This window comes from Streptomyces sp. NPDC048462 (genome assembly GCF_043200175.1).
Classification (GTDB): Bacteria; Actinomycetota; Actinomycetes; order Streptomycetales; family Streptomycetaceae; genus Streptomyces.
The window spans coordinates 41,746-57,857 of the sequence record NZ_JBICXG010000020.1 but is presented as its reverse complement, the minus strand read 5'-3'; the positions used below and the strand labels follow the sequence as shown (position 1 = coordinate 57,857).

Below are 16,112 nucleotides of genomic sequence, written 5' to 3'. Positions count from 1 at the left end.
CGCCAGGTTCACCCCTGCGGCCACGCGGAGAGCCGCAGCCCGCTCTCGAAGCGGCGCGGCTCTCCCGTGACCGGATCGGTGAACTCCAGCACCCGCGCCAGCAGTTGGAGCGGGCGCGACCAGTCGTCCGGCGCCCCCTCCGCCTCCACCACGGGGTAGACCGGGTCATGGACGAGCGGCAGCCCGAGGCTGTTCATATGGACCCGCAGCTGGTGCGTCCGCCCGGTGGCGGGCAGCAGCCGGTAGCGCCCGAGCCCCTCCCGGTGCTCCAACAGCTCGATCCGGCTCTCGCTGTTCGGCTCGCCCGGCTCCTCACGGGCGGCGATCACCCCGCGCTCCTTCACGATCAGGCTGCGCACGGTACGGGGGAAGCCGAGCCGCGCGTCGTACGGCGCCACCGCCTCGTACTCCTTGCGCACCAGGCGGTCCCGGAACAGCGTCTGGTACGCGCCCCGCTCCTGCGGCCGCACCACGAACAGCACCAGCCCCGCCGTCAGCCGGTCCAGCCGGTGCGCGGGCTGGAGGAGGGGAAGGCCCAGCTCGCGGCGGAGCCGGGCCACCGCCGTCTGCGTGATGTGCCGGCCGCGCGGCGTCGTCGCCAGGAAGTGCGGCTTGTCCGCGACGACCAGGTGCTCGTCCCGGTACACGACCCCGACCGGGAACGGCACCTGCTCCTCCGGCGCGAAGTCCCGGTGGAACCAGAGGTACCGGCCCGCCTCGTACGGCTCCCGGCCCGCCACCGGGCCCCGGGCCGAGACGAACCGGCCGGCCGCGAGCATGGCGTCGACCCGGTCCGCACCGATCGCGCCGCCGAACCGCTCCAGCAGATGATCGCGCACCGTGGGCCACTGCCCGCCGGGGTCCTCCGGGAGCCGCACCCGCACCGCATCGATCCCGTCACGCTGCGGCAACGGCGACGGAGGAGGCTTTGCGCGCCCCCTCACCGGGGCCCGCCCGGTGCCCGGGTGCTGGTTCTCATGGTGCGGAGAATCCTTCCACAGCGGACGGGCCCCGCACGTCGGCGGGGCTCGTCCGGTGCGCACCCCTCAGGCGGCCGGGAGCGTCAGCTTCTGGGGGCCGCAGCCGATGCGCTCGGCCTCCGCCGCGACGTAGCCGGGCAGCAGCTCACCGGTGAGCGTGAAGCGGCCCCTGTCCGTCTGCCGCAGCTGCTCCACCAGGAACACCACCGACCCGGTCTGGCAGCGCGCCCGGTACACCGCCCGGCCCCCCGTCGTCTTCCCGTAGCCGGTGGTGCCCTTCACCGAGGCGCCGGACCGCAGCGAGTCCCAGGAGAAGATCTCGGCCAGCGCCGGATCCACCACCGTCGTCATCCGCACCACCGGCTCCCGGTCGTCGCCGCCGACCTCGCAGATCCGGGCGGGCCCGTCGTCGCCGGCACCGATCCGGGTGCGGGACAGCTCCTTGCGGTACGCCTTCGGCAGGACGAACCCCTTGGTGCCGCAGAGCGCGGCCGCATCGGTGTCCCGCCGGGTGTCGATGGACGGCAGCGTCCGGGGCGACCGGTAGCTGCCCGTGCAGCCGAAGGACCGGATGGCCCCGTTGGCCGCGTCCACCAGGGCATCGGTGAGAGCACCCCGGTCCTCGGCCGCGAGGTCCGAACCGATGTCGAGACCCGCCCGGCCCATGCCGATGTCCACCACGGTGGGCCCGGTGAAGTCGCCGCGCCCCGTGCAGCCCTGCGGCAGGGCCAGCCAGCCGCGCGAACCGGACACCATCCCGGGCAGCCCCTCGCCCAGCGACACCATGCCGGCCGCGAGGAACTCCTGGGGCCACCGCGTCGAGTCGGTCCCGCGCAGCCCGTCCAGCTGGTGCACGTTGACCGTCACCTGACGCAGCGCCCGGTCGTCCTTGAAGCTGGTGATGCGGCACTGCCCGTACGACAGCCCGTCACCCTGCCGGCTGTTCCGCAGCGGCTGTTCGTCGACCTCGATCCTGCGGTCGCCGAAGAGCGCCGACACGCTGGAGTCCTTGACGGAGTCCCAGCAGGGGGCGGGCCCGAGCAGCGGCAGCGAGTCGGTGCGCCAGGCGACCGCACCGGCGCCGAGCAGCGCACCGGCCAGACCGGCGGCGGTGACCGCACGGGCGGTGCGGCTCCTGAGCAGGCGGCGCACGAAGGACGGACGCCCGCGCCCGCCTCCGGCACCCGCCTCCCCAGCGCTGCTGTCCGGGCTCCCGACGCCGGCGGCGTTCTCCGTGCTCCCGACGCTCTCGACGTCGCCGGTGTTCGCGGTGTTCTCAACGGGCACGGGCTTGTCCTCGCTCATGCGTCCTCACCGTTCCCGCATCCGATGCGCTGTCCGACGGACTCCGCGAAGCGGTCGAACACCCGCCGGTCGTCCGGCCTGCCCCGGCCCTGCAGACCGGTGTCGACGTTTCCGTAGAACACCGTGGTGCTTCCCCCGCACTTGGTGCGCAGCAGCCCGTGGGCCGCGCCGGCCGGGAGGCCGTCGAACACCGCGACCAGGCGCGGCCCGCGTGCCATCACATACTGGGCCGACGGCTCGTCTGGCTCTCGTGGTGTCTGCCACACCACCGAACAGGTCTGGAGCCGGTCGGTGACCGCGCCCACCTGCTGCTGGTAGCGCGAGCCCTCGCCGAAGTCGAAGGACATGCCGGGTATCCGGCACAGCGGATTCTCCGCCCGCTCGTCGTCCTCGGCCAGTGTCACCATCGGCGATGTCGTGCGCAGCGGCTTGCCCGGGGAGCAACCCGCCTTCTTCATGGTGGCGTTGGCGGCATCGAGCAGCATCCGTCCGACCTCGGCGCTGTTGCCGATCGCGAACGGCATGGCCACCTTGCCGAGATGGCCGTCGCCCGAGCTCTCGCTCCGGATCGTCACGGCCGACGGCCGTCCGTCCGTGTCGCACTCCGCAGGCAGCACCAGCATGGCCCGGTCAGTGGCGACCAGCCCGTCGAGTCCGTCCGGGAGCGGCGAGGCCGAACCGTGGAAGTACTGGGCTATCCAGGCCCGGCGCTCCTTCGCACCGGCGGGCACCGGCCCGTACTCCAGGGTGATCTGCTCCTTGAAGGTGAGCGGCTGGTCCGAGTCGTCGTCCTCGACCTCGGAGGTCACCGCCAGCGTGCAGGTGCCGTGCGGCCGGCCGGCCGAGGGCGGCGCGGACTCCGTCGCCCGGCGCTCCGATCCGGACCTGCCGAGCGCCTCCTCGCCGAGGAAGGACGCGCCGCTGTCCTGCTCCCACGCGCCCCAGCAGTAGGAATCACGGAACGGCCGGCTGTCCGTCGCCCAGAGGCCGATGCCGGACGCCAGCACCGCCCCGGCGACCACACCCCCCAGGACCGCGGCCCGCCGTCTGCCCCCGCCGACCATGACGATTCCCCCTTGCGAACCATGGACATCACCGCTGGGCGCCGATGCTACGTCGTCACCGGCCCTGACGGGCAAGGGGGTTGGTACTGCAAACGCATCTGTCCGTGGGTGTGGGTGTGGGTGTTCGGTGGTGTGACCGCGTGTTGACGAGCTGACGGTGGGCTGACCTCTGGGAGAGGCAGTCCGGCGAAATCCTGGGGAGTTGGCTGTCCGCACCGGGTCGTCAACGTACGGTCAGCCGGTCACCCGTGCCCCGCGGCCGCGCGCGGGGGCAGCTCGTCGAGCGACCCGGGCGGGGGGATCAGTACTTCGGCTGCCGATCCGATCCACAGACCACCGATGAGTTTGGCCGGCGTGCTGAGTCATACACAGCACAACGAACCTTTACAGAGGGAAACCCCATGACCGAGTTGCATGCGGAACACGTCCGGCAAGCGATCGTCGAACACACCCGGCAGCTGGCGGCATCGGCCGCCGCTGCCGGACCCGACGCGGCCGTGCCGACGACCCCGGGGTGGACCATCACTGACCTGGTCCGGCACCTGGGTCAGTCCCAGCACTGGGTCGCGGAGATCATCGAGCGGCGCATCACCGATCCGGCGCTGCTGCCGACGGAGATGGCCGTGCTTCCCGACGACGCCCGCCAGTGGCAGGCGTGGCTGTCGCAGTCCGCGCAGCGGATCTCGAGTGCGTGCGGCGACGACGCGTTGGACGCGCCGGTGTTCAACGCCGCAGGGGACAAGCGGTCCGGAACGCGATTTTGGATGTCCAGCGCCCTCAACGAAGCAGTCATCCACGGCTTCGACGCAGCCAACGCGGCCGGCCGGCCGGTCGACATCCGCCCCGATATCGCAGCAGCGCTCATCAGCAACCACCTCACGATGCTCACTTCCCCCACCTGGGAGATGCAGCGGTCCGAATCCGCCCACGCCATCCGGGGCACCGGGCAGACCCTGCAATGGCTGGCCACGGACACCGCGGACCAGGCGGGCGCCTGGCTCGTCGAACGTCGCCCCGACGGGGCGACGTGGCACCACGCGACTCGGCAGGCCGATGTGACGGTGACCGGCCCGGCGCAGTCGCTCTTGCTGGCCCTGACCCGGCGACTCCCCCTCACCAGCCAGGAAGCCACCCACATCAGCATCGACGGTGACACCGGCCTCGCCCAGCACTGGCTCGACAGCACCGCCCACGCCAGCGGCTGACCGGCACCCAATGCACCCAGGCTACTGAGGCAAGACCGGGCGAAACGGAAAGCCGGGTAGTCCGTGCATCGTTGACGTTGCGGCGGGCCAGGGCCCGTGGCCGAATCCGTTCGCCCACTCGGGACGGATCGCGGGGCGGGCCCACGTAGCTGCGCTCACCTCAACCTGCTCAACCGCCAGCTCATCAGCACACACTCACACCGACGAACACCCCACACCCGGGCCGGCGGCGGGTCGGGGAGCGCCAGGTTCAGCCCAGGGGCGAGAACACGAACGAGAACTCCGCCGGGGCCGCGTGGAGCCGGTGCTCCGGCAGTACGCCCGGTCCGCACGACTGCGAGCCGATGCCCTGCACCGCGTGGTCCAGGCCGACCCAGACGCGCGCCCCGGCCACCAGATCCGGCAGATGCTCCGCCGCGTCCAGCTGCTCGCTCGTCCAGCGCCGAGCGGTGAACCAGAAGGGGCTGCCGCCCTCGGCCCGGAGCCCCGCGCCGCCGTCGTCCGTCAGCTCCGCCCACCGCACATCCGCTCGCGCCCCGTTCTCCTGCGGCCTGACGTACGGGGTCTGCAGCGCGTCCACGTCCCGCTCCCAGAGCCCGAGCATCGCGGCGGCCCGGGTGTCCGGGTACGCCTCACCCGGACCGCCGCCGAACCAGCGTGCCCGGCCGAACGCGGCGGGCACCCCGAACCGGATGCCGAGCCGGGGCAGCGGCAGCCGCCAGTCGCCCTCCGGCACCACGGACACCGTGAGGCCGAGCCGGTCCCCGGCCGCAGTCCACCGGTACGTGGTCCGCAGGGCCAGGTCCCGGCCGGCCGGAGCCACTCGGGTCCGGACGGTCAGGGCGTCCTCCGCGGTCTCGACCGCGTCGACGCGGTGCCGCATCCGGTGCAGCCCCAGCTCCCGCCACCGCAGCCCGTACCGCTCGTCCGGCTGCCACGCCGCACCGTTGTCGTTGTCGGTGGGCGCCCGCCACACGTCCAGCCGCAGCGCCTCCACAGCGACGTCCCCGATCCGCACCGGCGCCCCGGTGGCCGCGTCGAAGACGCCCGGCCCGAGCTCGATCACGCCCTCGCGCCGTACCGGACGGGCACCGGCTGCCGGAGCGGGGGTGGCCGGCGCGCCCGTCGTGGCCTGGCCCCAGGCCACCACATGCCCGCGCCCGGCCCACGCGGTGTCCTCGGCGAGCACCGCCCGCAGCGTCCACAGCCCCTCGCCCGCCGCGTCCGGCGCCACCTCGGCCGAGGCCCCCGGCGCCAGCTCCGGCACCGCCAGCGTGCCCGAGGCGACGAGCGCGCCCGCCACCTCGTGCGACCACTCGAACTCCAGGTGCCCGAGCCCGGTGAAGTCGTACCCGTTGGTCACCGTGAAGGCGCCCGCCGAGGAACCCGGGCCGATCCGCACCGGCTCGACGACCTTCTTGTACTCGACGAGCCCGGGGGAGGGCGTGCGGTCCGGGAAGAGCAGGCCGTCGCAGACGAAGTTGCCGTCGTGCAGCTCCTCGCCGAAGTCCCCGCCGTAGGCGAAGCCGTGCTCCGGGTGCGCGAGGCCGTGGTCGATCCACTCCCAGACGAATCCGCCCTGGCAGCGTTCGTACCGCTCGAAGAGCCGCTGGTACTCGCTCAGTCCGCCCGGACCGTTTCCCATGGCATGGGCGTACTCGCACATGATGAACGGCATCGCGCGCCGCCGGGCGTCCAGTTCGGCGTCGGGCAGCGGCTCCTCGGCCCGCCTGCCGATGAGTTCGACCTCGGCGTGCGTCGGATACATCCGTGAGTACAGATCGACGTCCGCGCACGACAGGTCGCCCTCGTAGTGCAGCAGCCGCTCCGGGTCCCGCCCCCGGATCCACCCGGCCATCGCGCTCAGGCCCCGGCCCGTGCCGCACTCGTTGCCCAGCGACCAGATGATCACCGAAGGGTGGTTCTTGTCGCGCTCGACCGTCCTTCGCGCCCGGTCGACCAGCGCGGGGGTCCACCGCTCGTCGTCGACCGGGTTGCCGCGCCACTCCAGGTCGACAAAGCCATGTGTCTCCAGATCGCATTCGTCGATCACCCAGAGGCCCAGTTCGTCGCACAGGTCCAGGAAGGCGGGGTGCGGCGGGTAGTGGCTGGTCCGTACGGCGTTGATGTTGTGCCGCTTCATCAGCACCAGGTCCTGCCGCATGGTCCCGGCGTCCACGGTCCGGCCGGTCTCCGGATGGAACTCGTGCCGGTTGACCCCTCGGAAGAGCAGCCGCCGGCCGTTGACCTTGATGACGCCGTCCTCGACGACGACCGTACGGAAGCCGATCCGCAGCGGGATGCGTTCGCCCGGTGTCACCAGCTCCGCGTCGTACAGCCTGGGTGTCTCGGCCGTCCAGGGCTCCACCGGAAGGGTCACCGGTTCGCCCGCCGGGGCGTCGATGCCCAGTTCGGGTACGAGGACCCGCCCCTCGGCCCCTTCGCACTCCACCCGCAGCGTCCCGGAGCCGTCGCGGTGGTCGTACCCGGCGTGCACGAAGAAGTCCCGGGGCGCGTCCTGCGGCCGGTGCAGCAGCGTCACGTCACGGAAGATCCCGGGCAGCCACCACTGGTCCTGGTCCTCCAGATAGCTCCCCGAGGACCACGCGTGCACCCGTACGGCCAGCACGTTCTCACCGGCCCGCAGCAGGCCGCCCACGGCGAACTCGTGCGCCAGCCTGGACCCCTTGAAATCGCCCAGCTCCTGCCCGTTGAGCCAGACCCGGGCGCACGAGTCCACCCCGTCGAAACGGAGTACGTGCTCACCGTCCTTCGGCAGTCCGGCGGGCAGCGTGAACGTCCGCAGATGGTCGCCGGTCGGATTCTCCGACGGCACCCGCGGCGGATCGACGGGGAAGGGATAGACCACGTTCGTGTAAGCGGGAGCGCCACCGGCCCCCTGCAGCACCCAGTGCCCCGGCACCCGCACCGTTCGCCACCCCGAGGCGTCGAACCCCGGCTGCGCGAACGACTCGTCCTCGGTGTCCGCCTCCGGCGAGAGCCGGAAGGCCCATTCACCGTTCAGGGACACCCGCCGGGCGTCGGACGCCGGGTACCAGGACCGGGGCGCGAGCCCGCCCGAACCCGGGCTCATGTCCTCGTACCAGGACGTCGGGTCGGCGGCTGTGCGGCTCATGGGTCTCCTCGTTCGGCAACGCCCGTCTCACGATGGACGTTAACGAGGCGTGAACCGGCTCAACAAGGGGTGCCCACAGGTGAGACGCCGGCCGGGGCCGCTCCGGCTGCGGGCCGAAGTGCCCCTGGGCGGTGGGCTATGCTGCGCGGCCATGACTACCGGGACGGCCTCGCGCCACACACGGATCGGTTACCCGGCGCTCCGCTGAGCGCCGTACGGGCCGCCGCCGGTCCGCCGTCCGACCGGGGACCCGGCGCTGCCGCGCGGGCCCCGCCTCCTGTCGTGCCGATCAGAGCCGACACGTTGACCACGACAGGAGAACCCATGCCCACCACCACACTTCTGATCCCCACCGCGGACGGCCGGGCCGACGCGTTCGCCGCCTTCCCCGACGGGGGCGAACGGCACCCGGGGGTGCTGATGTACCCCGACGGCTTCGGAATCCGGCCCGTGCTGCGGGAGATGGCGAGTGAACTGGCCGGACACGGCTACTGCGTACTCGTCCCCAACGTCTTCTACCGGCACGGACCGGCACCGGTGATCGAGCTTCCCGAGTACATCGGGGCAGAGGCCCGGCCCGGGGTGATGGCCCAGGTGATGCCCCTGATCCAGGCGCACACCGCCGAACGCGTCCGGAGCGACGCCGACGCCCTGCTGGAGTTCCTCGACGGCCGCCCCGAGGTGTGCGACGGCCCGGTCGCGGTGACCGGGTACTGCATCGGCGGCCTCACGGCGATGCGCACCGCCGCCGCCCGCCCGGACCGGGTGGCCGCCGTCGCCGCGTTCCACGCACCGGTGGGCGCCGACGGGCCCGGACTCTTCTCCGGGATCACCGCGCGGGTCCACCTCGGCCACGCCGAGGGAGACATCACGCCCGACGGCCTGCGCGAGCTGAACCTGTCCCTGGACGCCGCGGGCGTCGGCCACACCTCCGAGATCTACCCCGGCACCGTCCACGGCTTCACCATGTCCGACACCGACGCGTTCAGCGCTTCCGGGCTCCGGCGCCACTGGGACCGCCTGCTGCCCCTCCTGAGCGGCCCCCTGGGCGGCGGCTGAGGTTTCGGGGGAGCCGAGGCGCCGCCGTCACAGGGCCTGCGGCGCTGCGGCCCGTAAAACAGAAAAACCCCACACTGAGTGGGGTTTCTGCTGGTGTCCGAGGGGGGACTTGAACCCCCACGCCCGATAAAGGGCACTAGCACCTCAAGCTAGCGCGTCTGCCATTCCGCCACCCGGACAAGGTGTCTGTCTCGCGGGCCCGGCCCGTTCCGACGTGGAAAACCATAGCAAACATTGGGAGGTGCTCGATCACGCCCCGGTCTGTGTGAAGGGCGGATGACGAGGGGTGGGGGGCCTTGGGTGCGCGGGCCGGGCGCGGGAGGATGAGGGGGAGCACCACAGCGACAGTGGAAGGAACCAGCGTGAGCGAGACCAGAGCGGCCCGCACCGGCCCGGGCGAGAGCGCCGAGAACGAGGTCGTGGACCTCTGTCGTGATCTGATCCGGATCGACACCAGCAACTACGGGGACCATTCGGGGCCGGGTGAACGGGCGGCCGCCGAGTACGTGGCGGAGAAGCTCGCGGAGGTCGGGCTGGAGCCGCAGATCTTCGAGTCCCACAAGGGCCGTGCCTCCACGGTGGCGCGGATCGAGGGCGAGGACTCCTCCAAGCCCGCGCTGCTGATCCACGGCCACACCGACGTCGTCCCGGCGAACGCCCACGACTGGACGCACCACCCCTTCTCGGGGGAGATCGCGGACGGCTGCGTGTGGGGCCGGGGCGCGGTCGACATGAAGGACATGGACGCGATGACCCTCGCGGTCGTGCGCGAGCGGATGCGCAGCGGCCGCAAGCCCCCGCGCGACATCGTGCTCGCCTTCCTCGCGGACGAGGAGGCGGGCGGCACCTACGGGGCCCGGTTCCTCGTCGACAAGCACCCCGGCCTGTTCGAGGGCGTCACCGAGGCGATCGGCGAGGTCGGCGGCTTCTCCTTCACGGTCAACGAGAACCTGCGGCTCTACCTCGTGGAGACCGCGCAGAAGGGCATGCACTGGATGCGGCTGACCGTGGACGGCACGGCCGGTCACGGTTCGATGACCAACGACGACAACGCGATCACCGAGCTGTGCGAGGCGGTCGGCCGGCTCGGGCGGCACAAGTGGCCGGTGCGGGTGACCAAGACCGTGCGGTCCTTCCTGGACGAGCTGTCCGACGCGCTCGGCACCCCGCTGGACCCGGAGGACATGGACGCCACGCTGGCCAAGCTGGGCGGCATCGCCAAGATGGTCGGCGCCACCCTGCGCAACTCCGCCGCCCCCACCATGCTGGGCGCCGGCTACAAGGTGAACGTGATCCCGGGGCAGGCCACCGCCCATGTCGACGGCCGCTTCCTGCCGGGGTACGAGCAGGAGTTCCTGGCCGACCTCGACCGGATCCTCGGCCCGCGCGTCAAGCGGGAGGACGTGCACGGCGACAAGGCCCTCGAAACCGATTTCGACGGCTCCCTGGTGGACGCCATGCAGATCGCGCTCAAGGCGGAGGACCCGATCGCCCGCGCCGTCCCGTACATGCTCTCGGGCGGTACGGACGCGAAGTCCTTCGACGACCTCGGCATCCGCTGCTTCGGGTTCGCCCCGCTGAAGCTTCCGCCGGAGCTGGACTTCGCGGGCATGTTCCACGGCGTGGACGAGCGGGTACCGGTCGAGGGCCTGAAGTTCGGCGTCCGCGTTCTCGACCGTTTCATCGACAACAGCTGACTCGGTACCGAGCAATTCGCCAGTGTGTACGTATCGACCGGAACGAGTGAAAGGGGCTTCCTGCTCGTAGCCCGATTGCTTTCTCCTCGTTACAGGTGATGCGGTCCGCGGCTGGGACCGCATTTGCCAACTAGGAGGAATAATGATCAAGAAGATCGTCGCCGCTGCGGCTGTCACCGGTGGTCTGGTGCTCGCGGGTGCCGGCATGGCCGTCGCCGACTCGGGCGCCCAGGGTGCCGCCATCGGCAGCCCCGGCGTGCTCTCGGGCAACGTCGTCCAGGTTCCCGTCCACATCCCCGTGAACGTGTGCGGCAACACGATCTCGGTGATCGGGCTGCTGAACCCCGCCTTCGGCAACACCTGCGTCAACGCCTGACGTTGTGCGTCAACCCGCAAGGGTTTGAGCCCGGTCGGCCTCGGAGCGCGCGCCATGCGTTCCGGGGCCGTCGGGTCCTTTGCCCCCGCACGTTCAAGTCCGGGGGTATTCCGGAAGGTAGAAGGCAGGAAACAACCTATGCGACAGGTCACGCGTAAAGGCCTGATCACCATGGCGGCTGCGGGCGGCGTGCTCGCGCTCAGTGGCGGTTACGCGCACGCCGACGCGGGAGCGTCCGGCGGCGCATCGAATTCCCCGGGGGTGCTTTCAGGGAATTCGGTACAGATTCCGGTCGAGGTACCGGTGAACGTTTGCGGTAACTCCGTGAGCGTGGTCGGACTGATCAACCCGACCTTCGGGAACAGCTGCAAAAACGGTTCTGGTGGTGCGGCCGCAGGCCGGACCGGATCGTCCGCGGGTACGTCGGGCAACCACGCGTCGGGCAGCCGGACCAGCGGCGGCCACGCGGCGCAGGACAGCGGCCGTGGGATGCGGGAGGGCACCGGCAAGCACCGCGCCGTCCCCACCGGCAACGGCGGCGGGGCGACGGCGCAGGGATACACGCAGGGCTCACCCGGTCTGCTGTCGGGCAACCAGGTCCAGGCCCCCATCGACATCCCGGTGAACGCGTGCGGGAACAGCATCGACATCGTCGGTCTGCTGAACCCCACCTTCGGCAACTCGTGCGAGAACGAGAGCACGCCGGAGGTCACCCCTCCGGTTACGCCGCCGGTGACTCCTCCGGTCACCCACCACGAGACACCGCCGACGCCCGGCCCCCGCACCGTCCCGAACGCGCCGGAGCCGCAGAGCATGCCCCCGGGCACCCCGCAGCTCGCACACACCGGATCGGGCGGGCTCGACCTGCTGATCCCGGCCGGTGCGGGTCTGCTGCTGGCAGGCGCCGGCACGGTGCTGTACCGCCGCGGCAGGGCCGCCGCCTAGCAGCGACGGCAGGCACGGCGAAGGGAGCGGGCCCCGCGGCAGCGGGGCCCGCTCCGTTTCACCAGGTGGCCCGCAGCTGGCGGATGATCCGTCGCCGCAGCCGCACCCGGCGGCTGCCGTCCAGGCGCAGCGTCAGTCGGTCCAACTCCCAGTGCCCGTACTCGGCATGGTCGGTCAGCAGGCGGGTCGTCTCCTTCCGGGACACCCCGCGCGGCACGTACACGTCGACAAATTCGTATTCCGGCATCGCATCTATTGTGCGGGCAGACCCCCGGTACGGATAGCGTCTGCTCTATGTCTGATGCTGCGCAGCCATCCGCTGCCGAGGTACGCGCCGCCGCCGATGCGGTCAAGGTCGCGCTCGACCGTCACCTCGACGCGGTCGAACGCCGGTCCGGGGACGACGACCCCGCTGTCTACGACGCGTTCAACGCACTGGCCGCTGCGGCGGAGGTCTATGACGAACTCCTCTACGACCGCCACGACGAGGTCACCCCGTTCGAGATTCCGGGAGCCGGGGACTCCCTGCCGCCCTACAGCGGTCCCGAGGAGCCGAACGCGCTCAGCGTGCTGATCCGCCGCGACTACGCGGTGGTGGAGCCCCAGCGGCTGCTCGCCCAGGCGCAGCGCCTCGCCGACCTGGACCCGGACGCCCGTGACAGCGGGGACGCGGCAGCCGCCGGCAGCAGCGTCCATGCGGCGCTCGGGGTGCTCTTCGGGGAGTACGAGGCGGACGAGATCGCGTCCCGGCACACGGAATTCGGGCTCGAAGAGGGCGACTCGACCCTCTGGGTCGCGGCGGCGGACGAGCTGCCGGAACCGGGGGAATGGCTGGGCGCGCCCTTCGAGGACGCGGACCCGCAGCTGGTGGTCTGCCGCTTCGACGTCAGTGCCGTCTTCGACGAGGACGAGCTGGACGGCGAGCTGGGCGGGGAACTCGGCGGGCTGGCGCGGGAAGGCTCCTGACCGGTCCGTCCCGTGGTGAGGGGCCGGGCCGGGCGCGTCACGCGACCGCCCGGTCCCTCACCGGCTCTCACCCGTCGGACGCCTCCAGCAGGGTGCGCAGCCGGGTGGTGCGGTCCTGCGCGGGGGATTGGGCGACCGCGTGCGGCAGCGCCTGATCCACCCCGTGCACCACCGACAGGTGCCGCTCACCCCTGCTGAAGGCGGTGTAGACCCAGGGGCGGCTGAGCCCCTGCGCCGCGTCACCCGGCAGTACGACGACCACCGCGGGCCACCGCATCCCGGCGGCCTGGTGGGCACTGAGCGCCCAGGCGTGGCGTACGGACGCCTCCACCCGCTCCTGCGGTACGACGACCGGGGTCCCCGCACAGTCCAGGTGCAGGCCCTCGGCGTCGGCCGAGACGACCACTGCGGGCACCGTCCTGCCCGGTGCGGGGACATGGGCGACCCGGTCACCGGGGTCGAAACCGCCGAACCGGCCGGGGCCGGGGTTGAGCCGCTGCTTGAGCGCCTCGTTCAGCGCCCGGGTGCCCGCCGAGCCGCCGTGGCCCACGGTGATCACCTGGGTGTCGGCCGACGGCACGCCGATCGCGCGCGGCACCGAGTCGGCCACCAGCTGCACCGTGCGGTGCACCGCCTCGCCCGCGTCACGCACGGGCACGATCACCACTTCGCGGCCCGGCGCCGCCACCTGGTTCAGCTCCCCGATGCCGATGCCGGATACCAGCTCCCCGATCGGACCGGGATCCGGCGTGCGGGAGACGATCTGCGGGCACGCGCGGGCGGCCAGCACATCGGCGAACACCCGGCCCGCGCCCGCCGACCCCAGCACCCCCGGATCGCCACTGAGCACCAGACGGGTCCCGTCCGCGAGGGCCTCCACCAGCATCGCGCCGGTCTCGACGTCGACCTGCGGGGCGTCCAGCACGACGAGCAGGTCGACGGCGAGCGCCCCCTCCTCGTCCCGTCCGGGGCCCTCGGTGCCGGCGAGCAGCCCGGCCAGCGTGACGGCCGCCGACGGGTCGCCCACCGCCTCGGCCAGCCGCCGGCCGCCGTCCACGCTGTGGGTGGCGCCCAGGGCCCGCAGGCCGAGGCCCGCCGCCGCGGCGATCAGCGCGGCGGGCTCGGCCCTGGCCGCCTCGCCGCCGGTGTGCGCGACGAGCCCGTGGGCCGCGGCGGCGCGGATCAGCTCGGCGGCCGATGGCGAGGGCGCCGATGAGGCGGCCGACGACCAGTCGGCGTCCTTCTCGACCGCGTTCACCAGCCGGGCCAGCCCGTCCGCGAGGCTCTCCTCGGCCAGGGCGTAGCGGTCGAGGCCGAGGAACACCTGCACCGGCTCCTGCCGGCCCTCGACGGCCTCCGGGCCCGCTTCCCCGTCCTCGGCGGGCGCATCGGCGGCCTCCTCGGGCTCCTCGTCCTCCGGGCCGTCCTGGAAGACGAGGGCGACGCCCTCGGAGACGGCGTGCAGCACGGCGGCCACGGGGTCGGTCACCGCCCGTGCGGTGAGCGCGGCCCGTACCTCCGCCGCGTCCAGCGCGGTGTGGCCCTGCAGCGCCGCGCGCTCCAGCAGCCAGCCGATCAGGGCCGCGGTGCGCCGCTCGTCGTCCGGACCGCACTCCGCGCCCAGCAGAGCCCGTGCGAAGCCGTCGGCCTGCTCGGGCCCGACGCCGGGGAGGGAGAGCAGCTGCCAGGGATCGTCGCGCAGGGCTTCGGCCGCGTGTGCGCCGAGTGTGCCGGCCGCCGGGGCGGCCAGGCTCCCGGGGGCGCCGCCGGCGGCCAGCACGGCGGCCACGGCCGCGATCGCCTCGGGAGCGGCCCCCTGGGGCGCGCTGACGGGCTCGGGGGCCCGCTCGCGGGCCGGGGCGGGGACGGTCCGGCGGGGGGCGGCAGGCGCGGGGGAGTCGAAGAACGCGGCTCCGGGCTTCTCGCCGCTCTCCACGGCGCGTACGGCAGCCAGCAGGTCGGCGGCCGGCCCGCTCAGCTTCGTACCGGCGGGGATGGGGCCGTCCTTCTCGGCCTTGCGCTTCTCGATCCGCTCCAGCAGCTCGCGCTGGGCGGCCAGCTCGGCCTCGGCCTCGGAGAGGGCCGGGGCGGCGGCGGTGTCACCGTCGGCGCTCCCGTCGGACTCCGCGTCGGTGCCGCTGTCGCCCGTCGTGTCGCCGGCCGACTCGTCAGCGGCCTCGTCAGTCGCCTCATCGGTCGCTTCGTCGGTCCCTGCGGCGGCTTGCTCGGCCGGGACGGACGCGGGGGCGTCCGCGACGACGCCGTCGTCGTCGGTTTCCGGGGGGCCGGGGGATTCCCCCCGGGGAAGCGCAGTCACAGCGTGCTCCAGTCCTGGTCGGGATAGCGGTGCACGGGCGCCGACACATCGTCGAGCGCGCGGCAGATCTCGTCAGGAAGACTAAGCGTCTCCACTGACAAAGCCTCCGCGAGCTGGTGCGCGTTGCGCGCGCCGACGATCGGGGCCACCACGCCCGGCCGGTCCCGCACCCAGGCGAGCGCCACCTGGAGCGGCGTCGTGGCCAGCCCGTCGGCGGCGGTCGCCACCGCGTCCACGATGCGGCTCGCGGGGTCGTCGAGATACGGCTCGACGAACGGGGCCAGCAGCTCCGAGGCGCCGCGCGAGTCCACCGGGGTGCCGGTTCGGTACTTGGCGGTCAGCACGCCCCGGCCCAGCGGCGAGGACGGCAGCAGCCCCACCCCGAGGTCGAGCGCCGCCGGCAACACCTCGCGCTCCACGCCGCGTTGCAGCAGCGAGTACTCCATCTGCGTACTGGCCAGCCGGGTCCGCACGCCCGGTGCGGCCAGCTGCCAGGTCGCGGCCTTGGCCAGCTGCCAGCCGCAGAAGTTCGACACCCCCGCGTAGCGGGCGCGCCCGCTGGACACCGCCAGGTCCAGCGCCTGGAGCGTCTCGTCCAGCGGGGTCACCGGGTCGAAGGCGTGCACCTGCCACAGGTCCACGTAGTCCGTGCCCAGCCGGGCCAGTGAGGCGTCGAGGGCGGCCAGCAGATGCCCGCGCGAACCGTCGAACCTGCGGTACGGATCGGGCACGCTGCCGGCCTTGGTGGCGATGACCAGGTCGCGCCGTGGCACCAGTCCCTCGACGAGGCGCCCCAGCAGGTACTCGGACTCGCCGCCGCCGTACACGTCCGCCGTGTCGACCAGGGTGCCGCCCACCTCCCAGAAGGCCTTCAGCTGCTCGGCAGCGTCGTGCTCGTCGGTGTCCCGGCCCCAGGTGAGGGTGCCGAGCCCGATCCGGGACACTCGAAGGCCGGTGCGGCCCAGATGCCTCTGCTCCATGGGCGCTGAGATTACTGGCCGGGCCTGCGCTCGTCGCAGGGCTGTGGACAACCGGGCCCCGGGTCACCCCTGCCGGATCGTG

13 protein-coding genes and 1 tRNA gene are annotated in these 16,112 nt (G+C 72.7%); 6 read left to right on the top strand and 8 right to left on the bottom strand.

Annotated features, from left to right (window positions below; genetic code table 11):
• Positions 1-8 precede the first annotated feature (8 nt).
• The 3 genes from ACGFU6_RS28100 to ACGFU6_RS28090 all read right to left on the bottom strand — a co-directional run bounded on the left by ACGFU6_RS28100 (position 9) and on the right by ACGFU6_RS28090 (position 3,349).
• Positions 9-944 carry a pseudouridine synthase gene (locus ACGFU6_RS28100; protein WP_393614864.1) on the bottom strand — a complete coding sequence of 312 codons (936 nt, stop codon included), beginning with the start codon at positions 942-944 and terminating at the stop codon, positions 9-11.
• Positions 945-1,046: 102 nt separating this feature from the next.
• Positions 1,047-2,285 carry a hypothetical protein gene (locus tag ACGFU6_RS28095; protein ID WP_393614862.1) on the bottom strand — a complete coding sequence of 413 codons (1,239 nt, stop codon included), beginning with the start codon at positions 2,283-2,285 and terminating at the stop codon, positions 1,047-1,049.
• Complete coding sequence (locus ACGFU6_RS28090; protein ID WP_393614860.1) at positions 2,282-3,349, bottom strand: hypothetical protein; 1,068 nt, start codon at positions 3,347-3,349, stop codon at positions 2,282-2,284. Before ACGFU6_RS28090 ends, ACGFU6_RS28095 begins: the two co-directional genes overlap by 4 nt.
• Positions 3,350-3,750: 401 nt before the next feature.
• On the opposite strand from ACGFU6_RS28090, the gene ACGFU6_RS28085 reads away from it, so the two are divergent.
• Positions 3,751-4,554, top strand: coding sequence for a maleylpyruvate isomerase family mycothiol-dependent enzyme (locus ACGFU6_RS28085; RefSeq protein ID WP_393614858.1), 804 nt, complete (start codon positions 3,751-3,753; stop codon positions 4,552-4,554).
• 250 nt (positions 4,555-4,804) lie between these two features.
• On the opposite strand, the gene ACGFU6_RS28080 is transcribed toward ACGFU6_RS28085, so the two are convergent.
• Positions 4,805-7,690, bottom strand: coding sequence for a glycoside hydrolase family 2 TIM barrel-domain containing protein (locus ACGFU6_RS28080; RefSeq protein ID WP_393614856.1), 2,886 nt, complete (start codon positions 7,688-7,690; stop codon positions 4,805-4,807).
• Positions 7,691-8,014: 324 nt separating this feature from the next.
• On the opposite strand from ACGFU6_RS28080, the gene ACGFU6_RS28075 reads away from it, so the two are divergent.
• On the top strand, positions 8,015-8,749 hold the full coding sequence (locus tag ACGFU6_RS28075) for a dienelactone hydrolase family protein (protein WP_393614854.1): 735 nt from the start codon (positions 8,015-8,017) through the stop codon (positions 8,747-8,749).
• A 91-nt stretch (positions 8,750-8,840) separates the two neighbouring features.
• On the opposite strand, the gene ACGFU6_RS28070 is transcribed toward ACGFU6_RS28075, so the two are convergent.
• Positions 8,841-8,928, bottom strand: a tRNA-Leu gene (locus ACGFU6_RS28070).
• Between the two features lie 183 nt (positions 8,929-9,111).
• On the opposite strand from ACGFU6_RS28070, the gene ACGFU6_RS28065 reads away from it, so the two are divergent.
• The 3 genes from ACGFU6_RS28065 to ACGFU6_RS28055 all read left to right on the top strand — a co-directional run bounded on the left by ACGFU6_RS28065 (position 9,112) and on the right by ACGFU6_RS28055 (position 11,767).
• Positions 9,112-10,446 (top strand): M20/M25/M40 family metallo-hydrolase, encoded by a 1,335-nt coding sequence (locus ACGFU6_RS28065; RefSeq protein WP_393614852.1) that lies wholly within the window; start codon positions 9,112-9,114, stop codon positions 10,444-10,446.
• A gap of 142 nt (positions 10,447-10,588) precedes the next feature.
• Entirely contained in the window at positions 10,589-10,822 is a 234-nt protein-coding gene (gene chpH / locus ACGFU6_RS28060) for a chaplin ChpH (RefSeq protein WP_393614850.1), read from the top strand.
• Between the two features lie 138 nt (positions 10,823-10,960).
• Positions 10,961-11,767 (top strand): chaplin, encoded by an 807-nt coding sequence (locus ACGFU6_RS28055; protein ID WP_393614848.1) that lies wholly within the window; start codon positions 10,961-10,963, stop codon positions 11,765-11,767.
• Positions 11,768-11,825: 58 nt separating this feature from the next.
• Here ACGFU6_RS28055 and ACGFU6_RS28050 read toward each other — a convergent pair whose 3' ends face one another.
• Positions 11,826-12,014, bottom strand: a complete 189-nt coding sequence (locus tag ACGFU6_RS28050; RefSeq protein ID WP_123528133.1) for a DUF5703 family protein — start codon at positions 12,012-12,014, stop codon at positions 11,826-11,828.
• Between the two features lie 47 nt (positions 12,015-12,061).
• Here ACGFU6_RS28050 and ACGFU6_RS28045 point away from each other — a divergent pair, with 47 nt between their 5' ends.
• Positions 12,062-12,733: a hypothetical protein gene (locus ACGFU6_RS28045; protein WP_393614846.1), complete on the top strand. Its 672-nt coding sequence runs from the start codon at positions 12,062-12,064 to the stop codon at positions 12,731-12,733.
• Positions 12,734-12,800: 67 nt separating this feature from the next.
• Here ACGFU6_RS28045 and ACGFU6_RS28040 read toward each other — a convergent pair whose 3' ends face one another.
• A complete protein-coding gene (locus ACGFU6_RS28040) occupies positions 12,801-15,050 on the bottom strand; it encodes a helix-hairpin-helix domain-containing protein (RefSeq protein WP_393614844.1) in 2,250 nt (749 codons plus the stop codon).
• Positions 15,047-16,030, bottom strand: a complete 984-nt coding sequence (locus tag ACGFU6_RS28035) for an aldo/keto reductase (RefSeq protein ID WP_393614842.1) — start codon at positions 16,028-16,030, stop codon at positions 15,047-15,049. Before ACGFU6_RS28035 ends, ACGFU6_RS28040 begins: the two co-directional genes overlap by 4 nt.
• Positions 16,031-16,112 lie beyond the last annotated feature (82 nt).

Excerpts from the sequence above, each read along its gene's own strand:
- ACGFU6_RS28095 (WP_393614862.1), bottom strand. The coding sequence starts at position 2,285 with ATGAGCGAGGACAAGCCCGTGCCCGTTGAGAACACCGCGAACACCGGC.
- ACGFU6_RS28090 (WP_393614860.1), bottom strand. The coding sequence starts at position 3,349 with ATGGTCGGCGGGGGCAGACGGCGGGCCGCGGTCCTGGGGGGTGTGGTC.
- ACGFU6_RS28085 (WP_393614858.1), top strand. The coding sequence starts at position 3,751 with ATGACCGAGTTGCATGCGGAACACGTCCGGCAAGCGATCGTCGAACAC.
- ACGFU6_RS28080 (WP_393614856.1), bottom strand. The coding sequence starts at position 7,690 with ATGAGCCGCACAGCCGCCGACCCGACGTCCTGGTACGAGGACATGAGC.
- ACGFU6_RS28075 (WP_393614854.1), top strand. The coding sequence starts at position 8,015 with ATGCCCACCACCACACTTCTGATCCCCACCGCGGACGGCCGGGCCGAC.
- chpH (WP_393614850.1), top strand. The coding sequence starts at position 10,589 with ATGATCAAGAAGATCGTCGCCGCTGCGGCTGTCACCGGTGGTCTGGTG.
- ACGFU6_RS28055 (WP_393614848.1), top strand. The coding sequence starts at position 10,961 with ATGCGACAGGTCACGCGTAAAGGCCTGATCACCATGGCGGCTGCGGGC.
- ACGFU6_RS28050 (WP_123528133.1), bottom strand. The coding sequence starts at position 12,014 with ATGCCGGAATACGAATTTGTCGACGTGTACGTGCCGCGCGGGGTGTCC.
- ACGFU6_RS28045 (WP_393614846.1), top strand. The coding sequence starts at position 12,062 with ATGTCTGATGCTGCGCAGCCATCCGCTGCCGAGGTACGCGCCGCCGCC.
- ACGFU6_RS28035 (WP_393614842.1), bottom strand. The coding sequence starts at position 16,030 with ATGGAGCAGAGGCATCTGGGCCGCACCGGCCTTCGAGTGTCCCGGATC.